Consider the following 18,395-nt stretch of genomic DNA (forward strand, 5'->3'; position numbering starts at 1 on the left):
GGACCTCGCGGTAGGCCGGCTCGGTGCCGACCGGCGAGCCCCACACCACGCACACCAGCTTGTCGGTCTGCTCGGCCGCGTCCACCAGATCCTGGACCAGCCGGTCGCTCAGGGGAGGGAAAGGCCCGGTGACCGGGCAGATCAGCACCCCGACCGACGGGTCGGCGAGGATCGCGTCGATGATCTTCCGGCCGCGCCAGTCGCCGACCGGGTGCCCGCCGTTGTCGACGGGGTTGGCCACGTTCAGGAACTCCGGTATCCACTGGTGCAGTTCGGCCTGCTTGGCGTCGGACAGCGGCGGCAGCCTCAGCCCCGCCTCCGTCGCCAGGTCGGCGAAGTGCGCGCCGGTGCCGCCCGAGATCGAGTAGACGACGACCCCTTCGGCGCGCGGCGGCCTTGCGCGGGCCAACAGGGTGGCGGTGTCCTGGAGTTCGTCGAGGCCGTCGACGCGGATCACGCCGTACTGGCGCATCGCGGCGTCCACCACCGCGTCCGCGCCGGTGAGCTTGCCGGTGTGGGAGGCGGCCGTGCGGGCGCCGGTCTCGGTGCGGCCGACCTTGACCGCGACGACCGGCACCTTGCGGCGGGCGGCCCGGTCGGCGGCGAGCAGGAAGGAGCGGCCGTCCTTGAGGCCCTCCAGGTAGCAGGCGATGGCGCCGACCTCGGGGCGTTCGGCGAAGTAGGAGAGGAAGTCCGCGCTCTCCAGATCGGCCTCGTTGCCGGTGGGCGCCCAGTGGGTGAGGCGGATGCCGAGTTCCTGGAGGGCGTACACCGGGCGGCCCTGGTGGCCGGACTGGGTGATCAGGGCGATGCCTGGGCCGTCGAGGTCGTCGCGGAACGACGAGAAGGCGTTCAGGTTGGTGTTGGGCCCCAGCAGGCGCATCCCGGACTGCGCCACGGCGGCCGCGAGTCGCTCCTGGGCCGCCGCTCCCTCCTCGCCGGTCTCGGCGAACCCGGAGGCGAAGACGACCGCGAACTTCACCTTGGCCTCGGCCAGTTGCTCGATCAGCGGGAGCGGGTCGGCGACCAGCAGCACGGCGAGATCGACCTGCTCGGGCAGCTCGGACACGGCGGCCACACAGGGGATGCCGAAGACGGCCGGGCGCGTCGGGTGCACCGGGTGCAGCCGGGCGCCGACCCGGTCCGCCCAGTCGATCAGCTGCCGGGTGACCCCGGTGTTCGGGCGGCCCTCGGTGTCCGAGGCGCCGATCACGGCGACCGACTCGGGCCGGAAGAAGCGGTCCAGATCGGGGACGTCGGTATACAGCGGCCGGCCGCCGACGTCGAGATCGTCGACCTCGGCGGGCCGGCCGTGGACGGCGGGCCCGGGTTGCTCGCCGCACGCGATGACCCGGGCCCGGCGGGAGTCGGTGGTGAGGGTGCCGTGGGTTGATCCAAGCATCGGTCCGCCCGCTCCTGTGTGACAGCCTGAAGACAGCCTGAATAACTGACGCATAGTCAGATTACAGAACTGACGGGGTGTCAGGAACGGGCGTGCACGCAAAGTTGAACGCGCCGACTACAGCACCGCGAGAACCTCCTTGGCCACCCGCTCGCCCGACCGCACCGCACCGTCCATGAAGCCCATCCAGTGGATCGACGTCTCCGTCCCGGCCCAGTGGATGCCGCCGACGGGGGCACGCAGGGCGGGGCCGTACTGGGTGAGCACCCCGGGCGCGCCGATGGAGACGGGGCCGCCGCGGGTGTAGGCCTCGTTGTTCCAGCGTTGCAGGACGAAGGAGGTGGGGGAGGCCGCTTTCGAGCCGAAGTACGTCACGTAGTCCTTGAGGACGGCCGCCTTGACCTCCGCCTCGCTCGCCGCGTCGTACTTGCGGGCCTCGTCGGCCTCGATGAAGCCCATCAGGGCGCCGTAGGAGGCGTCCGGCGGGGAGTTGTCGAAGGTCGAGCTGACCACGCCCGTGTCGCTGACGACCTGGCCGTTGAGGCCGTCCGCCCGCCAGAAGGGGGTGTCGTAGATAGCGATCGCCTTGCCGACCGAGGCCATCGGGAGGCGCTGGGTGAGCTGGTCGCGGGCCGCGGGCAGCAGCGGGTCGTAGGTGATGCGGGCCGCGAGCGGCGGCGGTACGGCGACCACGACCCGCTTGGCCGTGACGGTGACCCCGTCGGCCGTGACGACGTACTTCGCGCCGGACCTGGCGATCGTGCGCACCGGCGCGTTCAGCACCACCCGGTCGCCGAGGGTCGCCGCGAGCTTGATCGGCACTTGCTGGGAACCGCCGACGAAGCGCGATTCCTGGGCGCCGCCCGCAGTCTCGGTGAGGCGCTCGAGGGTGCCGGGGGTGGTCTCGTTGCCGGCGGCGGCGATGTAGAAGAGGACGAACAGCAGGGACAGTTCGCGGGGTTCGGCCGAGAAGATCGACGTGCAGGCCACGTCCAACAGGAACTTGGCCGACGGGATCACCGCGTTGGCGCGCAGCCAGCTCTCGAAGGTCTGCCGGTCCCACTCGTCGGCCTTGGCGGCGGTCCAGGGCGCGTCGAGCGGGATCGTCTTGGCCATGTCGTCGAGGGAGGCCTGCACGATCGCCGCGTTGGCGAGACCGGCCGCGTCGATCGGCGGGACCGAGCCGAGGAGGCCGTCGGTGGCGTAGGGGGTTTTCTTGCCGTCCTTGTAGAGGAGGTTGTCGCCGGTGTTGTAGGTGGGGAAGGTCTGCACTCCGAGTGAGTCCGCGAGGGCCTTGATGCGGTCCTGGGTGGGGCCGATGAACTCGCCGCCGCCCTCGGTGACACCGCCGTTGGCCAGTTTCAGGTTGAGGACCCGGCCCCCTACGCGGTCGCGGGCCTCCAGGACGGCGACCGTCTTTCCGCCCGCGACCAGGTCACGGGCGGCGGTGAGCCCGGCGAGGCCGGCGCCGACGATCGCGACGTCCACGTCACGGGTGGCGGCGAAGGCGGGGGAGGCGGCGGTCCCGGTGAGAGTGGCGGCCCCGGCCGCGGCGGCGGCACCGCCGAGCAGGGAGCGGCGGGAGAGCTGGGGGAGTTGTCTTTCGCGTGCCACGTGCGTCCTCCGTAGTGGAGAGAGTGTGGAGCTAGAACATGAGAAGTGTTCACATTCTGGCCCCGTGCGGTGGCGCACGACAACGCTCCCGTCACATCTCTCGCAGATGTAACAGGAGCGTCGGTAAAGCGAGTTGGGGTCTTTCTCCGGCTTCTCCGTCTTCTCCGTCAGACGGGCAGCCGCGAGAGCCTGCCCGCGCCATCCTTCTCGCTGTGCTTCTCGACGGCCTTCGCGATCTTCTCCGCGTCGATCGCCACTTCCCGGAAGGTGCCGCTGATGGGAGTGACGTAACCGGTGAAGAAGAGCCCTGGGGCGTCGTCGGGGCAGCGCGAGCCGTTGACGACCGGTCTGCCGTGGGCGTCGAGGACGCCGAGGTGGCCGACCAGCCCCTCCAGCGAGCGGGCGTACCCGGTCGCCGCGATCACCGCGTCCGGGCTGACGCGGCTGCCGTCGGCGAGCAGCACCTCGCCGTCCTCGAAGCCCTCGACGGCGGCCACGACCTCGACCTTGCCCTTGCGGATCGCGTCGATGAGGCCGACGTCCTGGACCGGGATGGCGCCCTCCTTGGCCCGGCTGTAGAGCCCGGTGTCGGGGCGGGGCAGGCCGTGCGCGGACAGGTCGGGCACGCTGAGCTTCGCCATGGGCCGGGCCAGCCGGTCCACCAGGCCGACCGGCAGCCGTCGTACGAGAACGCCCGTGTACTGGGCGGCCCAGCCGGCCGTGGAGCGGCGGACGATGTGCGGGGCGGTGCGCACGGACAGCCGTACCCGGGAGGCGCCGCCCTCGACCAGGTCCACGGCGATCTCGGCGCCGGTGTTGCCGACGCCGACGACGAGGACGTCACGGCCGGTGTACGACTCGGGGTTGCGGTACTCGCCGGCGTGCCGGAGTTCGCCCTTGTACTCCTCGCGGCCGGGCCAGTCGGGCAGCAGCGGGGTGTGGTTGTAGCCGGTGGCCACGACCACCGCGGCGCCGGTCAGTTCGCGGCCCCCGGTGGCGTGCAGCAGCCACCCGGTGCCGTCGGGGGTGCGCTCGACGCGCGAGACCTCGACGCCGGTGACGGTTTCCAGCTCGTGGAACTCGGCGTACTTCTCCAGGTAGCGCACCACGTCGTCACGGGAGACCCAGCGGCCGAAGCGACGGGGCATCGGCAGGCCGGGCAGGGCCGACAGACGGCGCGTGGTGTGCAGGTGGAGGCGGTCGTAGTGGCGCCGCCAGGACGCGCCGACGTGCTCGGACCTCTCCAGGACGACCGCGCGGACGCCCCGGGCGCGCAGCGCGTACGCGACGGAGAGCCCGGCCGGACCGCCGCCGATGACGTACACGGGGCGATCGGGCTGCCCGGGCTGCTCAGGGTGGTCTGCGGGTGTGGAGTCGGCCATGAGCGCGAGCGTAATCAGACAGCGCGTTGATGGGTCTCGGTCAAGACGGGAATTGGTTGCGGATCGATCACGCCTGTAGGAGGGGCGGGTGGGGCCTGTGGCGTAGGTCACCTGGTTGCGCGGGCGGGGAGAAGATCATGGCGGAAAGAGCACGGTGGAATGACCATGGCGGACCACGGTGGAAAGACCACGAGGGAAAGACCACGGCGCCGGGCCCCGTTATTGCGGAGCTCGGCGCCGTGGCGTGCGGCGGCCGGAGACTGACGGGAAACCGGGGCCGCGGTACGGGCTGCCGTACGGCAGGGACTACTCCTTGCCGGCCTTCTTGTATCCCGTCTTGTATCCCGTGACCTGGCCGATCCAGGCGATGAAGTCGCCCGGGTCGGTGTTGGCGCCGTGGCCCTGGTCCCAGTAGTAGAGGTGGTTCACGTCGTCGCCGAGGTTCTCGGCGCGGGCGGCGAGGTTCGCGGAGATGACGTGCGAGGTGTCGGTGTCGTTGGTGCCGAGGCGGATCCACCAGTGCCTGGAGCGCCTGCCGTTGACCTTCTCCACCAGGTGGTACATCGGGTTCATCAGGTTCAGCAGCTCGGGGATGTCGCTCTCGACGCGCTTGCTGGACAGGCCCGTGGTGTCGTTCTTGGCGCCGTACGCCGTGAAGTGGCGGTTCGCGGTGGTGGCCGAGCCGAACTAGTTGTTCTCACCGGCCGACAGGTCGAAGGCGTCGAAGGCCGGCACGGTCTTCTTGCGGGCGCCGACGTGGGTGAGATAGCCGGCCCAGGTGAAGCGGGCCTTCTTTCCGTCCCAGGTGATGAAGGTGTTCTTGGCGAGGTAGGTCTCGCGGTCGGAGTCCGACAGGGCCGCGAGGTAGGTGGTGGCCGAGGGCTCCAGGTACTGCTTGAGCAGGTACTCGTCGTAGTTCCGTGCGGTGAGGGTGCCGAAGCCGGAGCCCCTCAGGCCGCGCAGCCGCAACTTCGCCTGGTACTCGGCGAACTGGGACCGCAGGTCCTTGGAGACCGTCTGGTCGACCTGCTTGCCGGTGCCGAGGGCGTTGGTCCCCCAGTTCCACTCGTAGGCGCCGTCGGCGTGCTCCAGGTCGGTGATCGGGCACCACGCGCCCACGGCGAAGATCGCGTCGGAGGCGTCGGCCGCGCCGATCTCCTTCAGGTAGGTGTCGTAGATGGGGCTGTCGCCTGAGGCGCCGAGCAGGGTGGAGACGGCGCCGCCCGCGCTGGTGCCGGCGGAGACGATCCGGTCGACGTCGCCGGGGATGCGGCCCTTGTTGGACCTGACGTACCGGACGGCCGCCTTGAGGTCGACGATCACGGCCGGGGCGCTGCCGTAGTACTCGCCGGCGGAGTTCTTCAGCCCGCGGCCCCGGGCGCCGGGCTCGACGACGACGTACCCGGCGGCCAGGGCCAGGAACTGGTTGGTGTTCAGGGCGCCGCCGGCGGCGTTGGTGTTCCCGTTGGCCCCCGGCGCGGAGGCGGAGGCGCTCGCGGCGGGCGAGGCGGAGGAGCCGGCGGTGGAGGAACTCGGCGAGGCGGAGGAGCTCGCGGTGGGGGCCCCGCTCGGAGTGCCGCCGCCGGTCCCACCTCCCATGCTCGCGCCGCCGATGCCGGTGGCGTCCGCCACGGAGGACGGCATGTAGCCGCCGACGGAGTTCGCGAACAGGATGGGGGCGTTGCTCGCGTCGACCGCGGTGCCGTCGATCTCGACCGGCACGCTGACGTTCAGCGACTGGTAGGTCGCGTCGACCGGCTTGGAGACGTAGGTGATCGCCTTCCAGAAGTGGTAGGTGACCGCGTGCTCGGTGCCCTCGGTGTCGGTGACGGTCGTCGTCAGCTTCGTGTAGGCGTCGGGGTCGAAGACGAGGCCGGTGTCGCCGCTCGCGGTGGAGCTCGCGGTCGCCGCGCCGGCGTTCAGGGCGATGCCTCCGACAGCCGCGGCCCCGGCCGCCGCACCGATCCCCATGACGACGTTCCTGCGCTTGATTGCCCTGTGCTTCACGGTTGGCTCCCTCGGCGTTTTCGCTGGCGGGACCGAACGTAACCGTGTCTTCGACAAAATTGCCAACAATCCCGGGGCATTCATGGGGGACCCACAGTTTCCCGGCGCGCGCACAGGATTCCCCCCGCGACCGACCGCGGTCTTCCCGGGTCCCAGGATCTGACGTACCGTCAGATTTCATGGACACGATCTGGCTGACCGGCGCGCAATGGCTGGCCGTCCTGCGCATCGGCCTCGGGCTGTGGTGGCTGGAGAGCTGGCGGCACAAGGACAAGAGCACGTGGTTCCAGGGCGGCGGCATCACCTGGGCCGCGGACATCGCAGCCAAGCACCGCTGGACCCCGGTCCGCAGCGGCTTCCAGGTGATGGTCGCGCCGCGCCCGAAAACCATGGCGTACGTCGTCGCGTACGCCGAACTCGCCCTCGGTGCGGGCCTGATCCTCGGCTTCCTGACCCCGCTCGCCCTGGTCGGCGGCCTGCTCCTGAACGTCCTCTACTTCACCCTGATGATCCACGACTGGGCCGAGCAGGGACAGAACTCGATGATGGCCCTCATCTCGGTCGTGGCCCTGTTCGCGATGTCCTGGCAGACGTGGTCGCTCGACGCCGCGCTGGGCTGGTTCTGATGCCCGCGCGGTACGACCTCCCCGAGACGGACGCCTTCACGCGCACCTACTGGGACGCGGCGGCACGGGGCGTCCTGCTGCTCAGGAAGTGCGCGACCTGCGCCCAAGTGCACCACTACCCCCGCGAGTTCTGCCCGCGCTGCTGGAGCGAGGACGTCTCCTGGTTCCCGGCGACCGGCCGCGCCACGCTCCACACCTGGTCCGTCGTCCACCGCAACGACCTGCCGCCCTTCAGGGACCGCACCCCGTACGTCGCCGCCGTGGTCGACCTCGCCGAGGGGCCCCGGATGATGACGGAGATCGTGGACTGCGCGCAGGGGGATGTGCGGGCCGGGATGGAGCTGGAGGCGGTCTTTCCGGAGGGGGCGCCGAAATTCAGGCCGTGCGTTGGGGGTGAGGGATGAGCGTCGGCCTTGTGTGGGGGGCCGTTGGTGGTGGCGGAGGAATTCGTTGTGCGGTGAGGATTTGCGGGCCGGCCTTGACCGGGATGCCGAAATTCCGGCCGTACAGGAGGGCCGCGCGGTTTGAATGGGCGGATGACCGACCTCGACGATCAGCACCTCATACGCCCCTTCACCCCGCTGCACGGTCCCGGCCTGCGCCTGTGCGCCTGGGACGCGGACTCCGACGCCCAGGCCACGGACTGGCTGCGCGCCCACGACCCCGAGTTCGGGCGCTGGAACACTCCGCTCACCCTGGTCCACGACCTCGACGGCGCCCGTGCCGTCATGCGCCACAGGGCGGAGCAGGCGGCGCAGGGCACGAGTGTGTCGTACCGGATCACGGACGAGTCGAGCGGTACGACCCTCGGGCACCTCGGCATCAACATGATCGACCACGTCTTCCGCACCGCCCGCGTCGGCTACTGGGTGCTCCCCGAGGCCCGAGGTGGTGTGGAGGGTTAGGTGAGGGCGCCGAGGGTGAAGCCTCCGTCGGCGATGATTTCGGTGCCGGTGGCGAAGCCGGCTTGGTCGGAGGCGGTGAAGAGGATGAAGTTGGCGATTTCGTCGGGGGTGGCGTTGCGGGGGACAGCGAAGTCGTCGACGGGGACTATGGGGGTGCCGTCGGGGTGGTAGGCGAGGGGGGTTTCGATGATGCCGGGGTGGACGGCGTTGACGCGGATGTTGTCGCGGGCCAGGCCCTTGGCGGCTGCGCGCATGAGGCCGCGCAGGGCCCACTTGCTGCTGCTGTAGGCGACGAGTTCGGGTGCGGCGGCGAGGCCGGCCACGGAGTTGATGTTGACGATGGAGCCGCCGCCGGCTTTGCGCATGGAGGGGGCGGCGGCGCGGATGCCGAGCAGGGCGCCGGTCACATTGGTGTCGAACACGCGGTGGAACTCGTCGAGCGGGATGCTTTCCACGGTGCCGACGCGCAGGTAGGCGGCGTTGTTGATGAGGATGTCCAGGGGTCCGAAGCGGGCTTCGGTCTGGGCGATGGCGTCGGTCCAGTCGGACTCGTTGGTGACGTCGAGGCGGACGCCGAGGGCGGGGCCGTTGAGCTTGGCGGCGAGCTGGTCGGAGCCGGTTCGGGCGGCGGTGACGGTGTTGGCGCCGGCCTCGGAGAATCTGGCTGACAAGGTGGAGCCGAGGGCGCCGGCGGCGCCGGTGATGAGAACGGTCTTGCCGGTGAAGTCGAACATGACGGGTTCCTTTTCAGTTGCCGGCGAGGTCGGCGAGGTCGGCGAGGTCGGCGGGGGCGGGCGTGGTGAAGTCGTCGGCGTCGGTGGAGTGGGCGAGTTCCTGGCCGGCTTCGAGGGCGTTGAGGCGGTTGCGCAGGGCGGCGGTGGCCATGGCGTAGGCGTCGGAGCCGAGGGTGAGGCGGAAGGGGGCTTCGGCCTGGTCGGCGGAGGTGATGATGGCTGCCGCGATCTTCGCGGGGTCACCGGGTGCGGGCAACGGCGGCAGGTCGCCGGAGAGGATGCGCCGCAGCTGTCCCGAGGGGCCGTCGGCGTACTCGGGCAGCGGCGCGCCCAGGACTGAACTGGCGGCGCCGAAGTTGGTGCGGGCGACGCCGGGCTCGACGAGTGTCACGCCGATGTTGAACGGCGCGAGCTCGGCGGCGGCCGACTCCCAGAATCCCTCGATCCCCCACTTGGTGGCGTGGTAGAGACTCATGGCGGGGAAGGCGACCTGGCCGCCGATGCTGGCGACCTGGATGTAGCGTCCGCCGCCCTGGCGGCGCAGGTGCGGGGCGGTGGCGCGGGCGAGCTGGATCGACGCCGTGAGGTTGGTCGCGATCTGCCGGTCGATCTGCTCGTCGGTGAGTTCCTCGGCCGCCCCGAACAGTCCGTAGCCGGCATTGGAGACGACGACGTCGATCCGTCCGAGATCGGCGAACGCGCGGTCCACGCTCTCACGCAGCGCGCTCGTGTCGGTGACATCCAGACGGGAACGCCACAGCTGGCCGCCGTGGCGGGCCGCCAGATCGTCAAGGCTCTCCAGGCGCCGCGCGGTAGCGGCGACCCGGTCCCCACGAGCGAGCAACTGTTCGGTGAGGTGCCGACCGAAGCCGGAGGACGTACCGGTGATGAACCAGGTGCGAGTCATGATCGTGCTCCTTGGATAGTAACTAACTGGATATATTCTTACCTCCCCCCGGCCCTCGTGTAAATACCTGGATGGTTATGTACGATGGACGCATGCCACGCGATGCCACCGAGACCAAGCGACGCCTCATGAAGGCGGCGGTCGACGAGTTCGCCACCTACGGTCTGGCCGGCGCCCGGATCGACCGCATCGCCGAGACCGCCGCGGCCAACAAGCGGTCGATCTACATGCACTTCGGGACCAAGGAGGAGCTGTTTGACCAGGTCGTCGCCGACAGCATGATCAAACTGGCACAGTCGATCACGTTCGACGATGGTGGCCTGGTCGGCTACGCCGCAGACCTGTTCGAACGGCTGGAGCAGTGGCCGCACATCCGGCGGCTGTACCTGTGGGCAGGACTGGAGCGAGACCAGCCCGTCGACGCCGAGGTCCAGCAGTACCGGAAGAGGGTCGCCGCAATCGAAGCCGCCCAGGAAGCGGGCCAGGTCCGCGCCGACATCCCGGCACCTGAACTGATGGCCATGGTGATCTCGCTGGCAATCAGCTGGGACACTGCCACCCGGTCACTGAAGGTCCTGCAACCGGAGAACCGTCGCGAGACCAGCGCCGATCACAAAGCCGCAGTCGTATCTGCCGTAACCGAACTGGTCCGGCCTCGAACCCAACCCGGCTGATGCATTCTCAGCCTGCGAATGAGAGCCCTGTACGGCTCAGATTTTGACGACGCGGGTTCCTGACCCGCACAACGCGGTGAGGTCTTCGGGATCCGAGGTCAGGATGGTCACGGGGGCGGGTGACGAGAGCGCCGTGGCGGCGACGATCGCGTCGAGGGCGTACGTGTGTCCGTGAAGACCGGCAGCGGCGAGGAGCTTGCCGGCGTGGCGCGCAATGGCCTCGGTGGGTGGAACGATGTTGACGCGGGAGACGGCGTAGTCAAAGCGCGCCTGACTGACCTTCGGGTCACGTGCCTCGACGAGTGTCACCGAACTCATGACGACGCGAATGTCCTCGGCCTCCGCCGCAGCCAGCCACTCGGTGAGATCCGGGGAACGCAGTACGAGCTTGGACAGCCCCTCACAGTCGAGAACCAGTGTGCCCGTCACGCGGCATCCGCCGAGCCCGCCGTGTCACCGCGCAGGATTGCCCGTTTGGCCTCGACCGCTGCGGGGTCGGCCGGGCCGTGTTCGGCTTCCGCATCCGCGATGAGTTCGTGCAGTCGGTCGCGTTCCAGCTGCCGCTGGATGAGGGCCTCGACGTAGGCCGACATGCCTCGCTTGCCGGTGCGTGCCTTGAGGGCGGCGATGGTGCCTTCGTGGAGAGACACGGACACCGGGCGGACGGGACCTTCGCCGGGGGCGGGAGAAGTGACCATAGAGCCATTTTAACAATACGTTTGTTATTCGAGTGGGGTGCGGATCGGGGCGGGATGTGAGCCCAGGGAACGAGCCGCTGATCCGCCGGCCCACGGAATTCGGAGGCGTCGAGCCGGACTACGCAGGATCATGAGGCATGCCTCCCGCAGCCTGGTACTCCACCGACGACCTCGACGAGTTCCTCACCCGCGCCGGAGACTTCCTGCGCTCCCGTCCGGACCTGCACACCGTCGTCCTCACCGTGACCGAGGGACTGCGCACCCGCGGGCTCCGGGCGTACGGCGACGAGGCGCCCCTCTTCGGGCTGCTGGAGGAGGACGGGAGCGTGCGGGGGGCCTATTTCCGGACCCCGCCGTACCGGCTGCATCTCACGTCCCTGACCCCCGCGCGGGCCGACTCCCTCGCCGCCCATCTCGCGGCCCTGGGCCAGGCCCTCCCCGGCGTCAGCGCCGAGGCCGAGACCGCGGCCGGTTTCGCCGAGGCATGGCGGCGCCGGACCGGGGCCGAGGCCGTGCCGTACCAGCGCCAGCGGCTGTACCGGCTGGACACGCTCACCGCACCGGAGCCGGTGCCGCAGGGGCGGCCCAGAATAGCCGGGGAGGGCGACCGGGAGCTGCTGGTGCGCTGGTTCGGGGAGTTCGTACGGGACACCGGACAGAGCGAGAACGACTCCGTGCGTGCCGAGTCCTGGGTCGACGCCCGCCTCGCCTACGGCGGCGTCCACCTCTGGGAGACCCCCGACGGCACGCCCGTCTCCATGGCCGGCCTCACCCCGCCGGTCGCCGGGCAGATCAGGGTGGCGCCCGTCTACACCCCGGCCCCGTTCCGCGGCCGCGGGTACGCCGGTGCCGCCACCGCCGAGGTCAGCCGGCTCGCGCGGCAGCGGGGCGCCGGCGAGGTGCTGCTCTTCACCGACCTGGCCAACCCGACCAGCAACGGCCTGTACCAGCGCATCGGTTACCGGCCGGTGGCGGACTTCGCGGTGTACGACTTTCAGGGCCAGAGCAGCTCCTGAACCCAACCCTCGTCCGAACGCCGGTAGGTGACTCTGATGTGCCGCCTGCGCTCGTCTCCCTGGAAGAACTCCACCTCGTCCGGAAGCAGTCGGTACAGCGTCCAGGACGGGACCGGCACCTCCGGCTCCCGCTGCGCCCGCTCCCACGCCTGCTCGGACACCCGCGCCAGCTCATCGAGTGAGCCGAGTACTTCGCTCTGCCGGCCGGTGAGTGCGGCGGCCAGCGCGCCGGTCGAGCGGGCGTGCAGATCCGCCGCCGCCTCCTCGGAGGGCGCCGCGCTCACCGGCCCCTTCACCCGCACCTGCCGGCCGAGGACCGGCCAGTAGAAGCCGAGCGCGGCGTACGGCCGTACTTCCAGGTGTCCTCCCTTGCGGCTGTGGGCGTGGCTCGCGAAGGCCCAGCCGTCCGCGTCGGCCCCGTGCAGCATCACGGTCCGTACGTCCGGCCGGCCCTGCGCGTCCGCCGTTGCGAGAGACATGGTGTGCGGCTCGGTCTGCCCGGCGGCCACCGCCTCCGCGAACCAGGTGGTGAAGAGCTCCAGTGGGGTCGCGGGCGCGGCGGCAGGGTCGAAGGAGGGCAGCGAGGTGACCTCCGGGTCCCACACCCGCAGTGATCTGAGCAGCTCGTGAAGATCCGTTGCCATGCCTCAGACGGTACCGAGGTCGGACGTCAACCCTTCGTGAGGGCGAACTCGCACGCGGCCTCGGCAGGTGCGTCACACCTCTCGGAGAGCTACGCTTAGTCCACCGCTTAGTCCGCCCCTTGACCTTATCGTGAGGCAGTCATGGAAGCAGCCCGCCAGTACAACGTCCATGAAGCCAAAACACACTTTTCACGGATTCTGGAGCAGGTTGCGACCGGTGAGGAAATCGTGATCTGCAAGGCGGGGGAGCCGGTGGCCAAGGTGGTGCCGCTGCGCCCCAAGGTGAAGCGGACCGGCCGGGGCTCACTCCGGGGGCAGATCCACATCCCGGACGACTTCGATGAATTGCCCGAGGACATCGCCGACGCTTTCGGGATGCGCTGATGCGACTGTTGCTCGACACCCATGTCGTTCTGTGGTGGCTGGACGACTCCACCGAACTGTCCGGTGAGATCAAGGATCTGCTCGACACTGAACCCGCGGTGTACGTCAGTGCCGTATCGCCGTGGGAGATCGCCGTCAAACAGTCCCTCGGGAAACTCGAAGGCCCGGAGGACCTGGCTGAGCGGGTTCGTGACAGCCAGTTCACCGGCCTGTCCATCACGGCCGGGCACGGGGTGCGGGCAGGGCGGCTTCCGGCGCATCACCGCGACGCCTTCGACCGGATACTGGTCGCCCAGGCGCAGATCGAAGGGATGACCCTGGTGACGCGGGACAAGTGGATCCCGCAGTACGACGTGCGGGTCATGACCGTGTGAGGGGCAACGCCGCATCCGCGCGGTGGGTAAGGGGGGGTGCCCCATCTGAAGCCGGGCGAGCGCGGGCTGAGCCTCCATGACAAGGAGCCGTCCGGTCCGTGGGACAGGGGTCGCCGCAACCTGGACCCGGCCGACGACGAGGCGACCGTCAAGCTCGTGCCCTAACGCCCCAGCACCACCGTCCCCGACGAGCAGAACCAGCCCCCGGTCCCGGACGCCACCGCCAGCTCCGGCGCCGAGCCGTCCCGGCGTCGCACCTGCCGTGCGCCCGCCTCCCCGCGCAGCTGCCGTACGGCCTCCACGAGCAGGAACAGCCCCCGCATGCCGGGGTGTTGGGCGGACAGTCCGCCGCCGTCCGTGTTCACCGGCAGGTCCCCGCCCTCGACCTTCAGTCGCCCCTTCTCCACGAAGGCACCGCCCTCACCCTTCCCGCAGAAGCCGAGGTCCTCCAGGGTCACCAGTGTCATGTAGGTGAACGCGTCGTAGATCTCGGCGAGTTCGATCTCCTCGGGCCGTACCCCGGCCCGCCCGAAGGCCAGCCGTCCGCTCACCGCCGCCGGGGACACCGTGAAGTCGGGCCACTCGGACATGCTGACGTGCGAGACGTACTCCCCGGTGCCGAGCACCCAGACGGGAGCGGTACGGCAGTCCCGTACGTACTCCTCGGCCGCCAGCAGCACCGCCGCGCCGCCGTCGGAGCGGATGCAGCAGTGCAGCTTGGTGAAGGGGTCCGCGATCATCGGGCCGGCGAGGACGTCGTCGACGGTGATCGGGTCGCGGAACATCGCGTCGGGGTTGAGGGCGGCGTTGGCGCGCGCCTGGACCGCGACCTGCGCCAACTGCTCGATGGTCGTGCCGTGTTCGATCATGTGGCGGCGGGCCGCCATGGCGTACTTGGCGATCAGGGTGTGGCCGTAGGGCACCTCGAACTGGAGCGGGCCGCGGGCGCCGAAGGAGAGGGTGCCGGTGCGGCGGCCCTCCTTGATGTCGGCGCGGGCCGTGGAGCCGTAGACCAGCAGGACCGCGTTCGCGTGTCCGGCGGCGATCGCGTCGGCCGCGTGGGCCGCCATGACCTCCCAGGTGGAGCCGCCGACCGAGGTCGAGTCGACCCAGGTGGGGCGCAGGCCCAGGTACTCGGCGACCTCGGCCGGGGCGAGGGTGCCGGTGCCGGCGGAGGCCACACCGTCGACCAGTTCGCGGTCCAGGCCCGCGTCGGCGAGGGCGCGGCGGGCGGCCTGGGCGTGCAGGGCGTAGGGGGTGGTGCCGTCCACGCGGCCGCAGTCGGCCAGGGCCACTCCGGTGATCGCGACTTTCCGGCTCCCGGGGGGCATGAGGGCCTCCTGCCTCTGGGCATCTGGTGCGGGCGCTCCTAATATGACGGACCGTCAGATCGGGAGGGAAGAGGAAGAGCCATGGACGCTCGCTTCACCGCCGAACAGGACGGGATCCGGAGTGCGTTGCGGGACCTGCTGCGGAGGCGGTGCGGTCCCGGGGAATCGAGGAGCGCGGCCGACACCCCGGCCGGGTACGACCCGGCGCTGTGGAGCGCCCTCGCCGAACAGCTGGGACTGCCGGGGCTGGCCCTTCCCGAGGAGTACGGCGGCGTGGGCTGCTCGGTGACCGAACTGGCGCTGGCCTGCGAGGAGACAGGGCGGGTGCTGGCGGCCACGCCGCTGCTGAGCACGGCGGTCCTCGCGGCCCCGCTGGTGCTGGCCCTGGGCACGGACGCCCAGCGTGCGGACCTGCTGCCGCGCATCGCGTCGGGCTCGGTGACGGCGACCCTGGCGGTACCGCCGGGCACGGCCCTCGCGCTGACCGGCGACAACCAGGGCGACTGGGCCGGAGGCGGCCGCGCGGCCGGGGTGCAGGCCCGGCCGGTTCCCGGCGCCGACGGGGGCACGGTCACCGGCCCGCCCTTGTCGGGCGCCGCCCCCGGCGGTCAGGGGGCTGCCCGGGCGGGGCGGTCGGGCGCGACCGGGGTGGAGCGGCCGGGGACTGGAGGTGAGGGGTCGGTGACCGCGTCTGTGGTCGCCGGGCCGCCTGCGGTGGGTGCCGCCTCGGTGGGGCGGTCGAGCGCGTCCGCCGTGGCGGGGGAGCAGCCGGCCGTCGCCTCTGCCGTCGCCGGGCCGCCCCCGGCAGGCGCCGCCCCGGCCGGACGGCCGACCGCCGGTCCGGCCGAGCGGTCGACGGCCCCGGCGGGAACCCCCCGCACCCACGGCTGGCGGCTCTACGGGCAGGTCGATCAGGTCCTCGACGGGCACAGCGCCGACCTCCTGCTCGTGGCCGCCCATGCCGGAGGGTTCGCCCGTTCCCGGACCCTCCTCTTCCTCGTCCCCGGTGACGCCCCCGGGCTCGTCCGGACCCGGCAGACCGCCCTCGACGCCACCCGCCCCCAGGCCCGTGTCCAACTACGGGATGTGCCGGCCGAGTTGCTGGGGGACGACGACGGGGCCGACGTTCTCGGCGCCCTCGCCCGTACCGGGGACGCCGCCGCCGCTGTCCTCGCCTGTGAGGCCGTCGGGGCGGCCGAGCGGGTGCTGGAGATGACCGTCGAGTACGTCGGGCAGCGGGAGCAGTTCGGGCGGGTGATCGGGTCCTTCCAGGCCGTCAAGCACCGGCTCGCCGATGTGTACGTGCAGCTCCAGGCGGCCCGTTCCGCGGCCTGCTTCGCCGCCTGGGCCGTAGCCACCGACGACGAGCAGCGGGTCGGCGGGCTCGCCCTCGCCCAGGCACTCGACGCGCTGCGGACCGCCGCCGCCGAAGGGATCCAGCTGCACGGCGGCATCGGGTTCACCTGGGAGCACGAGGCACAGCGGTACTTCAAGCGCGCCACCGCGGACGAGCTGCTCTTCGGGCCCGCGCACCGGTTGCGGGCGCACGCCGCCGACGCGGCACGGCTCTTCGAGCGGGCGGAGGTGTCGGTGTGATCGGGGCGAGGGTGGTCCAGAAGGTGTCGTCCACGCGCGGCTTCGCCAAGGTCGCGCCGCATGTGATTCCGGCCCTGGACCGGGCCGTGCACCGCATCACGCGGGGGAGGTTCCTGCTCAGCGCGCAGATGCTGCCGGGGGTCGTGCTCACCTCGACGGGGGCGAGGAGCGGGCTGCCCCGCCGGACGCCGCTCGCCTGCATGCCCGAGGACGACGGCCGTAGCTGGATTCTCATCGGCTCCAACTTCGGCCGCGAGGGCCACCCCGCCTGGACCGCCAACCTCCTCGCCCACCCCGAGGCCTCGGTCAGCTGGAAGGGGCGGGACATCGACGTGACGGCGACCCTGCTGACGGGGGAGGAGCGGGCGGCCGTATGGAAGACCGCGCTGGCGTTCTGGCCGCCGTACGCCACTTATCAGGCGCGCATCGAGCGGGAGATACGGCTCTTCAGGATCGTCCGGAGGTGATTTCCGGACGCACGACGGGCGGCCGTCCACCCTTGTGAACAGCCGCCCGCCAGACAGGACTCGAAAAAGGGCCGTCTACTTCGTCGGCTTCCTGCCCGTCACGCCCAGGTGCACCAACAGCGCCAGATTCGGCTTGAGTTCGGCCGGCTTGACGCCCCAGCTCTGGAAGCCCTTCTGGTGCGAGGCCACCGCCGCGAGCATCGCGACGAGGGAGCCCGCGACCGCGGCCGGGTTGACGTCCTTGTCGACCCTGCCCTTGGCCTGGAGCTCGGCGACCGCGTCCGCGAGGGAGTTGTTCACCGAATTGAGGATCTTCATGCGGATCTTGTAGAAGCGCTTGTCGCCCTCGGCGGCCCCGAGGTCGACCACGCGCAGGATCGCGTCGTTCTTGCGCCAGAACTCGAGGAAGCCGTCCACGAGTTCCTGCGCGGTCTGCCAGCCCGCTTTGCCGACCCACGACCGGCCGTCGAGCAGCTGCGTCAACTGGCCTCCCTCGGTCGCCATTTGCTCGGCGACCTCCAGGACGGCGCCCTCGACGTCCGGGAAGTACTGGTAGAAGGTCGCGGGCGAAGTGCCCGCCTTCCGGGCGACATCGATGACTTTGACGTCCCGGTAGGGGGAGGAGCTGAGCATCTCGCTGAGGCAGTCGAGCAGCTTCTGCCGGGTCGCCTGCCCACGCCGGCCGGCCACGCGGCCGTCGACGGTACGCACTTGTCCTGTCATGCCGTCAGCTTACCGAGGGGTGATCGGAGCGCGATTCGGCCGACTGCAAATGGGGTGCACGAGGTCCGGGAGACGGGTGTGCCTGGTCCTGCGGGGTGCGTGCGTCGCCGTTACTTTGACGGTATGGCCGAAAACAGGGCATCCGCAGACGGAACGGGATACGGGGAGGGCGTCCCCTGCTGGGTCGACGCGCAGCTGCCCGACGTGGCCGCCGGGAAGCGGTTCTACGGTGAGCTCTTCGGGTGGACCTTCGAGGACCGTCCGGACGACCCCTGGAGTGCGGTGTGGGCCCGTCACAAGGGCCGCCCCGTCGCTTCCCTCGCCCGCAAGGCGGACGGCCGCATGCCCACCGTGTGGACGGTCTACTTCGCCACCCCGGACATCGAGGGCCTCGCCGACCGGATCTGGGCGGCCGGCGGACAGGTCGTCACCGCGCCGATGCCGCTCGCCGAGCTGGGCACGTCCGCGCTGGTCACCGACCCGGAGGGGGCGGTTTTCGGCCTCTGGGAGCCGGGCAGCCACCCCGGCTTCGGGGTCCGGCACGAGCCCGGCACCTTCGCCTGGGCCGAGCTGTACGCGCGCGACACCGAGGCCGCCAACACCTTCTACGGCGGCCTCTTCCACGACGCCCTCTTCGGCCCCGGGGCCCACCCCGACTTCGGCCGCGCCCCCGTCGCCGACGTCTTCCCCGCCGAGATGCCGCCCCACTTCCTCGTGCACTTCGGTGTCGAGGACTGCGCGTCGGTGCTCGGGACGGTCGGCCGGCTCGGCGGACGGGTCCAGGCGCCGCCATTCGAGACGTCGTACGGAAAAGTGGCCGTCGTCACGGACAATCAGGGGGCGTCATTCGCCGTTCTGGAGCGGTCGGAGCGGTAGAAGGATCCGCTTTTGCGGTGTGACACCCTATTTGA

Annotated in this window: 21 protein-coding genes and 1 pseudogene; 11 read left to right on the forward strand and 11 right to left on the reverse strand. The window is 70.7% G+C overall.

What is annotated here, in order from left to right:
* From ACFVYN_RS04455 to ACFVYN_RS04470, 4 genes and pseudogenes are all read right to left on the reverse strand, one after another.
* Positions 1 to 1,402: CoA-binding protein (locus ACFVYN_RS04455; RefSeq protein WP_389992343.1), on the reverse strand; the 1,402-nt coding region annotated here is incomplete at its 3' end.
* A 117-nt stretch (positions 1,403 to 1,519) separates the two neighbouring features.
* Complete coding sequence (locus ACFVYN_RS04460; protein WP_389992346.1) at positions 1,520 to 3,016, reverse strand: flavin monoamine oxidase family protein; 1,497 nt, start codon at positions 3,014 to 3,016, stop codon at positions 1,520 to 1,522.
* Between the two features lie 167 nt (positions 3,017 to 3,183).
* Entirely contained in the window at positions 3,184 to 4,398 is a 1,215-nt protein-coding gene (locus ACFVYN_RS04465; protein ID WP_389992348.1) for a flavin-containing monooxygenase, read from the reverse strand.
* A gap of 306 nt (positions 4,399 to 4,704) precedes the next feature.
* Positions 4,705 to 6,369 (reverse strand): annotated as a pseudogene (locus tag ACFVYN_RS04470) (subtype B tannase).
* A gap of 215 nt (positions 6,370 to 6,584) precedes the next feature.
* On the opposite strand from ACFVYN_RS04470, the gene ACFVYN_RS04475 reads away from it, so the two are divergent.
* The 3 genes from ACFVYN_RS04475 to ACFVYN_RS04485 all read left to right on the forward strand — a co-directional run bounded on the left by ACFVYN_RS04475 (position 6,585) and on the right by ACFVYN_RS04485 (position 7,936).
* Positions 6,585 to 7,031, forward strand: coding sequence for a DoxX family membrane protein (locus ACFVYN_RS04475; protein WP_389992351.1), 447 nt, complete (start codon positions 6,585 to 6,587; stop codon positions 7,029 to 7,031).
* Complete coding sequence (locus tag ACFVYN_RS04480; protein WP_389992354.1) at positions 7,031 to 7,435, forward strand: Zn-ribbon domain-containing OB-fold protein; 405 nt, start codon at positions 7,031 to 7,033, stop codon at positions 7,433 to 7,435. Before ACFVYN_RS04475 ends, ACFVYN_RS04480 begins: the two co-directional genes overlap by 1 nt.
* Before the next feature lie 132 nt (positions 7,436 to 7,567).
* Positions 7,568 to 7,936 carry a GNAT family N-acetyltransferase gene (locus ACFVYN_RS04485; RefSeq protein ID WP_389992357.1) on the forward strand — a complete coding sequence of 123 codons (369 nt, stop codon included), beginning with the start codon at positions 7,568 to 7,570 and terminating at the stop codon, positions 7,934 to 7,936.
* On the opposite strand, the gene ACFVYN_RS04490 is transcribed toward ACFVYN_RS04485, so the two are convergent.
* Both ACFVYN_RS04490 and ACFVYN_RS04495 read right to left on the reverse strand, forming a co-directional pair.
* The gene (locus tag ACFVYN_RS04490; protein ID WP_389992360.1) at positions 7,933 to 8,670 is read right to left on the reverse strand and encodes an SDR family NAD(P)-dependent oxidoreductase; all 738 of its coding nucleotides are present in this window, start codon (positions 8,668 to 8,670) and stop codon (positions 7,933 to 7,935) included. The two genes, ACFVYN_RS04485 and ACFVYN_RS04490, sit on opposite strands and share 4 nt — an antisense overlap.
* A gap of 13 nt (positions 8,671 to 8,683) precedes the next feature.
* Positions 8,684 to 9,577 (reverse strand): SDR family oxidoreductase, encoded by an 894-nt coding sequence (locus tag ACFVYN_RS04495; protein ID WP_389992363.1) that lies wholly within the window; start codon positions 9,575 to 9,577, stop codon positions 8,684 to 8,686.
* A 92-nt stretch (positions 9,578 to 9,669) separates the two neighbouring features.
* On the opposite strand from ACFVYN_RS04495, the gene ACFVYN_RS04500 reads away from it, so the two are divergent.
* Positions 9,670 to 10,251 carry a TetR family transcriptional regulator gene (locus ACFVYN_RS04500; protein WP_389992366.1) on the forward strand — a complete coding sequence of 194 codons (582 nt, stop codon included), beginning with the start codon at positions 9,670 to 9,672 and terminating at the stop codon, positions 10,249 to 10,251.
* 36 nt (positions 10,252 to 10,287) lie between these two features.
* On the opposite strand, the gene ACFVYN_RS04505 is transcribed toward ACFVYN_RS04500, so the two are convergent.
* Together ACFVYN_RS04505 and ACFVYN_RS04510 are read right to left on the reverse strand one after the other, a co-directional pair.
* Positions 10,288 to 10,680: a type II toxin-antitoxin system VapC family toxin gene (locus tag ACFVYN_RS04505; protein ID WP_389992369.1), complete on the reverse strand. Its 393-nt coding sequence runs from the start codon at positions 10,678 to 10,680 to the stop codon at positions 10,288 to 10,290.
* Positions 10,677 to 10,949 carry a hypothetical protein gene (locus ACFVYN_RS04510; protein WP_389992372.1) on the reverse strand — a complete coding sequence of 91 codons (273 nt, stop codon included), beginning with the start codon at positions 10,947 to 10,949 and terminating at the stop codon, positions 10,677 to 10,679. Before ACFVYN_RS04510 ends, ACFVYN_RS04505 begins: the two co-directional genes overlap by 4 nt.
* 137 nt (positions 10,950 to 11,086) lie before the next feature.
* On the opposite strand from ACFVYN_RS04510, the gene ACFVYN_RS04515 reads away from it, so the two are divergent.
* Positions 11,087 to 11,965 carry a GNAT family N-acetyltransferase gene (locus tag ACFVYN_RS04515; protein WP_389992375.1) on the forward strand — a complete coding sequence of 293 codons (879 nt, stop codon included), beginning with the start codon at positions 11,087 to 11,089 and terminating at the stop codon, positions 11,963 to 11,965.
* On the opposite strand, the gene ACFVYN_RS04520 is transcribed toward ACFVYN_RS04515, so the two are convergent.
* Positions 11,944 to 12,609: a pyridoxal 5'-phosphate synthase gene (locus ACFVYN_RS04520; RefSeq protein ID WP_389992378.1), complete on the reverse strand. Its 666-nt coding sequence runs from the start codon at positions 12,607 to 12,609 to the stop codon at positions 11,944 to 11,946. The genes ACFVYN_RS04515 and ACFVYN_RS04520 overlap by 22 nt on opposite strands.
* 141 nt (positions 12,610 to 12,750) lie before the next feature.
* Here ACFVYN_RS04520 and ACFVYN_RS04525 point away from each other — a divergent pair, with 141 nt between their 5' ends.
* From ACFVYN_RS04525 to ACFVYN_RS04535, 3 genes are read left to right on the forward strand one after another with little or no spacing between them, the layout of a single operon-like run.
* Complete coding sequence (locus tag ACFVYN_RS04525) at positions 12,751 to 12,993, forward strand: type II toxin-antitoxin system Phd/YefM family antitoxin (protein ID WP_389992381.1); 243 nt, start codon at positions 12,751 to 12,753, stop codon at positions 12,991 to 12,993.
* Positions 12,993 to 13,367: a type II toxin-antitoxin system VapC family toxin gene (locus ACFVYN_RS04530; protein ID WP_389992384.1), complete on the forward strand. Its 375-nt coding sequence runs from the start codon at positions 12,993 to 12,995 to the stop codon at positions 13,365 to 13,367. The genes ACFVYN_RS04525 and ACFVYN_RS04530 overlap by 1 nt, the downstream gene beginning before the upstream one ends.
* A gap of 36 nt (positions 13,368 to 13,403) precedes the next feature.
* Positions 13,404 to 13,532 (forward strand): hypothetical protein, encoded by a 129-nt coding sequence (locus tag ACFVYN_RS04535; RefSeq protein ID WP_389992387.1) that lies wholly within the window; start codon positions 13,404 to 13,406, stop codon positions 13,530 to 13,532.
* On the opposite strand, the gene ACFVYN_RS04540 is transcribed toward ACFVYN_RS04535, so the two are convergent.
* On the reverse strand, positions 13,529 to 14,698 hold the full coding sequence (locus tag ACFVYN_RS04540; protein ID WP_389992390.1) for an acetyl-CoA acetyltransferase: 1,170 nt from the start codon (positions 14,696 to 14,698) through the stop codon (positions 13,529 to 13,531). The two genes, ACFVYN_RS04535 and ACFVYN_RS04540, sit on opposite strands and share 4 nt — an antisense overlap.
* Before the next feature lie 81 nt (positions 14,699 to 14,779).
* Between ACFVYN_RS04540 and ACFVYN_RS04545 the strand changes: the two genes are divergently transcribed.
* Positions 14,780 to 16,294 carry an acyl-CoA dehydrogenase family protein gene (locus ACFVYN_RS04545; RefSeq protein WP_389992392.1) on the forward strand — a complete coding sequence of 505 codons (1,515 nt, stop codon included), beginning with the start codon at positions 14,780 to 14,782 and terminating at the stop codon, positions 16,292 to 16,294.
* The gene (locus ACFVYN_RS04550; RefSeq protein WP_389992395.1) at positions 16,291 to 16,761 is read left to right on the forward strand and encodes a nitroreductase family deazaflavin-dependent oxidoreductase; all 471 of its coding nucleotides are present in this window, start codon (positions 16,291 to 16,293) and stop codon (positions 16,759 to 16,761) included. Before ACFVYN_RS04545 ends, ACFVYN_RS04550 begins: the two co-directional genes overlap by 4 nt.
* 75 nt (positions 16,762 to 16,836) lie before the next feature.
* On the opposite strand, the gene ACFVYN_RS04555 is transcribed toward ACFVYN_RS04550, so the two are convergent.
* Positions 16,837 to 17,484, reverse strand: coding sequence for a TetR family transcriptional regulator (locus tag ACFVYN_RS04555; RefSeq protein ID WP_389992398.1), 648 nt, complete (start codon positions 17,482 to 17,484; stop codon positions 16,837 to 16,839).
* Positions 17,485 to 17,607: 123 nt separating this feature from the next.
* Between ACFVYN_RS04555 and ACFVYN_RS04560 the strand changes: the two genes are divergently transcribed.
* Positions 17,608 to 18,360, forward strand: a complete 753-nt coding sequence (locus ACFVYN_RS04560) for a VOC family protein (RefSeq protein WP_389992401.1) — start codon at positions 17,608 to 17,610, stop codon at positions 18,358 to 18,360.
* Positions 18,361 to 18,395: the final 35 nt, after the last annotated feature.

The sequence above is a fragment of the Streptomyces sp. NPDC058307 genome, assembly GCF_042880295.1.
GTDB lineage: Bacteria > Actinomycetota > Actinomycetes > Streptomycetales > Streptomycetaceae > Streptomyces.

Coding starts and splice junctions, on each gene's coding strand:
- ACFVYN_RS04515 (WP_389992375.1), top strand. CDS start 11,087: ATGCCTCCCGCAGCCTGGTACTCCACCGACGACCTCGACGAGTTCCTC.
- ACFVYN_RS04480 (WP_389992354.1), top strand. CDS start 7,031: ATGCCCGCGCGGTACGACCTCCCCGAGACGGACGCCTTCACGCGCACC.
- ACFVYN_RS04485 (WP_389992357.1), top strand. CDS start 7,568: ATGACCGACCTCGACGATCAGCACCTCATACGCCCCTTCACCCCGCTG.
- ACFVYN_RS04545 (WP_389992392.1), top strand. CDS start 14,780: ATGGACGCTCGCTTCACCGCCGAACAGGACGGGATCCGGAGTGCGTTG.
- ACFVYN_RS04560 (WP_389992401.1), top strand. CDS start 17,608: ATGGCCGAAAACAGGGCATCCGCAGACGGAACGGGATACGGGGAGGGC.
- ACFVYN_RS04555 (WP_389992398.1), bottom strand. CDS start 17,484: ATGACAGGACAAGTGCGTACCGTCGACGGCCGCGTGGCCGGCCGGCGT.
- ACFVYN_RS04490 (WP_389992360.1), bottom strand. CDS start 8,670: ATGTTCGACTTCACCGGCAAGACCGTTCTCATCACCGGCGCCGCCGGC.
- ACFVYN_RS04495 (WP_389992363.1), bottom strand. CDS start 9,577: ATGACTCGCACCTGGTTCATCACCGGTACGTCCTCCGGCTTCGGTCGG.
- ACFVYN_RS04465 (WP_389992348.1), bottom strand. CDS start 4,398: ATGGCCGACTCCACACCCGCAGACCACCCTGAGCAGCCCGGGCAGCCC.
- ACFVYN_RS04475 (WP_389992351.1), top strand. CDS start 6,585: ATGGACACGATCTGGCTGACCGGCGCGCAATGGCTGGCCGTCCTGCGC.
- ACFVYN_RS04510 (WP_389992372.1), bottom strand. CDS start 10,949: ATGGTCACTTCTCCCGCCCCCGGCGAAGGTCCCGTCCGCCCGGTGTCC.
- ACFVYN_RS04520 (WP_389992378.1), bottom strand. CDS start 12,609: ATGGCAACGGATCTTCACGAGCTGCTCAGATCACTGCGGGTGTGGGAC.
- ACFVYN_RS04530 (WP_389992384.1), top strand. CDS start 12,993: ATGCGACTGTTGCTCGACACCCATGTCGTTCTGTGGTGGCTGGACGAC.
- ACFVYN_RS04525 (WP_389992381.1), top strand. CDS start 12,751: ATGGAAGCAGCCCGCCAGTACAACGTCCATGAAGCCAAAACACACTTT.
- ACFVYN_RS04540 (WP_389992390.1), bottom strand. CDS start 14,698: ATGCCCCCCGGGAGCCGGAAAGTCGCGATCACCGGAGTGGCCCTGGCC.
- ACFVYN_RS04500 (WP_389992366.1), top strand. CDS start 9,670: ATGCCACGCGATGCCACCGAGACCAAGCGACGCCTCATGAAGGCGGCG.